Source organism: Candidatus Bathyarchaeia archaeon (assembly GCA_035935655.1).
Lineage (GTDB): Archaea > Thermoproteota > Bathyarchaeia > 40CM-2-53-6 > 40CM-2-53-6 > 40CM-2-53-6.
The window spans coordinates 1-2,512 of the sequence record DASYWW010000008.1 but is presented as its reverse complement, the minus strand read 5'-3'; the positions used below and the strand labels follow the sequence as shown (position 1 = coordinate 2,512).

Here is a 2,512-nt window from a genome sequence, read left to right as displayed (position 1 = left end):
CGTGATTGTCACGTTGGTCCCTTTCTGAACCGTGATGATGGGCCATGAATTCTGCGGGACCCCATGGTTGATGCTGTCGTTGAAGCCGTTGGCATCTGCTATTATGAGGAAAGTACCTGGTTGCTTGACTGGAGGGCTCCTTGACTGTGTCAGAAAGTAGGCAACCACAATTACCGAGCTGACGACAATGACCGCCATAAGGATGGCGACAAACGTCCGCCGGTCAAGCAAGGCCATGCGCCTACGAATGGAAAAGAGCAGCAAGATAAATGCACGCGAAACCGAAAACGAGCCAGAGTCCAACTTTCACTGACTCGTATGATGTCGCGGGTACGGAGCCAGAGAAGAGAGGCCTCGCTAGTCTGAGCGCGGCGTAGGCCGAAGTTCCCGTCCCGAGGGCGAAGAAATAGGTCGCGTCGTATCTGATGTAATACCCAGTCGCGGCTCCAACCAAGGAAGGAGTCACGAACAAGGCAGTCAGCACTATGCAATCCTTCAGCCACCCCGAGGCTTTCTTTGACCTAGCTTGAGAGTAGGCGACATAACACGCTCCAATCATCATCGGTTCGAGCGCTTTGTGCAGCGCATATGCGACCCCGGCGCTGACCCCTCCAAAGGCATCGAGGAGAGAAGTAATTGGGGTGGTTGCCACAATGCTACCGAACGCGGTGCCTTCGCCGAATCCGTGGACTCCGACCGCAATCGCGACTAGGAGAGGGATACTGAAGTCAAGTGACCCTCCCGCTGAATCGCCTGCGAAAATCTTGCGATCGGCAAAGAAAAGAAGAATGACTCCAAAAGCAAACAGGGCAGAGACAGCAACTTGGTTCAGGCCGCCGGTAAAACCAAGATTCACGTATAGGTTCGCCGAGCCACTAATTGTGTCGACGAAGAACCATAGGAAGATTCCGAATGCGAACGCCGCCAGGAGCTTCGGCCGCACGAACTTCCCCGCTCCCGTAATTATGACCAAACCCAGGAAGACAGGGAATGCGGTGGAGGCGAACCAGGCCAGGAAACTGTCGGCGAAGGCCAGCAAGGCTTCCATTCAATTGCAGGGAATCGACTTTATGCCTTGTGGCTCAGGCCGTGACGGGTCAGGCGTTGAGTAGCTTACCTTGCTTCGACAATGCGCGTAGTTTGAACCGAACCCGCTGAACGTTCATAACGGATGTCGAAGAATATGATGCCTGACAACTGGTGGCCGGAGAAACAGAGTTCCTCCTGGATTTGGGGGTCCTCACGGCTGCCGCACTTATCTTCAGCTTGGTCTTCGTCAGGCTGAAGCTTCCGGTCGTCTCCGCGCAGATTCTGGCCGGAATGCTGGTCGGCCCTTATGTTCTCGGATGGGTGGTTAACCCGACGATCATAAATCAGATTTCCTCCATTGGGATTGTGCTCCTCCTGTTCATCATAGGCCTGGAGCTGGACCCGGTCGAATTGCAGAAGGTGGCGACGAAGATCGTGTCCCTTACTTTGGTTGAAGTCGGCCTGGCCTTCGCCTTCGGCCTTGTCGCATCGTACCTGTTAGGCCTCGGACTGATCCTTTCCATCATATTTGCTATGGCCGCTTCCATCAGCAGCACGGCCATTGTGGGGAAAATTATCCTCGAGCGGCGGATGTTCCAGGCGAGCGAATCGAAGACCCTGGTGGGCCTGATGATAATGGAAGACATCATTGCTATTGGTTTCCTGATTACTCTCTCGACAATCGCGCCAGGTGTGGCAGTGTCTCCATCAGAGCAATTGTCACGCGTAATCATCACAGGCCTCGGCGGAGTTGGGTTGGTCGCAGTCGGTTACCTCGTTGCCAAGTTCCTCGCACCATTTGTCATCGACCATCTCGCATCCTACGAGATTGAAGGTGAGGAGATTCCTTTCCTCTTTGCCCTTGCTCTGGGCCTTCTGTTTGGGATATTGGCCGCCGATCTGGGATACTCCCCGGGCATTGGCGCCTTCATAATCGGGCTGTCGATTCGTGGCAAGCAATCGAAGTTCCTCTTTGAGAAGGTGGCGACACTGAAGGACCTGTTCATCGTCCTGTTCTTTGTTTCCATGGGGAGTCTGATCAACCCATTTCCGGCCCTGGCCCTCGGCCTGCCCATCGTGCTTGTTCTGATTCTCTTGGTTGTGGGAAAGTTTACAGGTGGATATACAATCGGCACTCTAATCGGGCGAGGGAGGGAAGGTAACCCAACTTCGCCTGTCACCTACGGGACATGGCTGATCCCCAGAGGCGAGTTCTCCCTTGTCATCGGCCAGTTCGCATTGTCCCTCGGATTGGTTGGCTCAGACTTGTTTTCCCTGATCGGTCTGTCAGTCCTCGTCACGGCCATTGTGGGTCCATTCCTTCAAAGATTCACGGGACCTAGATTGGCTCCCGTCGACCATGCATTAAGACCGCAGATGGACTAGGTAACTGTGCGCAAGGTGCAATCTACCGGTCATCCCATATCCATCGCGGCCAGATTTCGCGCAACGGCTGAGTTGGTCTTCTTGAGTTCTTCCTTCG

General features: G+C 54.4%; 3 protein-coding genes. 1 reads left to right on the top strand and 2 read right to left on the bottom strand.

Annotated elements, in window-relative coordinates; translation table 11 throughout:
* Together VGS11_00085 and VGS11_00080 are read right to left on the bottom strand one after the other, a co-directional pair.
* On the bottom strand, positions 1-231 hold a 231-nt coding region (locus VGS11_00085), incomplete at its 3' end, for a hypothetical protein (GenBank protein HEV2118498.1).
* A 10-nt stretch (positions 232-241) separates the two neighbouring features.
* Positions 242-1,048, bottom strand: a complete 807-nt coding sequence (locus VGS11_00080) for a hypothetical protein (GenBank protein HEV2118497.1) — start codon at positions 1,046-1,048, stop codon at positions 242-244.
* A gap of 152 nt (positions 1,049-1,200) precedes the next feature.
* Between VGS11_00080 and VGS11_00075 the strand changes: the two genes are divergently transcribed.
* The gene (locus VGS11_00075) at positions 1,201-2,415 is read left to right on the top strand and encodes a cation:proton antiporter (GenBank protein ID HEV2118496.1); all 1,215 of its coding nucleotides are present in this window, start codon (positions 1,201-1,203) and stop codon (positions 2,413-2,415) included.
* The last annotated feature ends 97 nt before the right edge of the window (positions 2,416-2,512 follow it).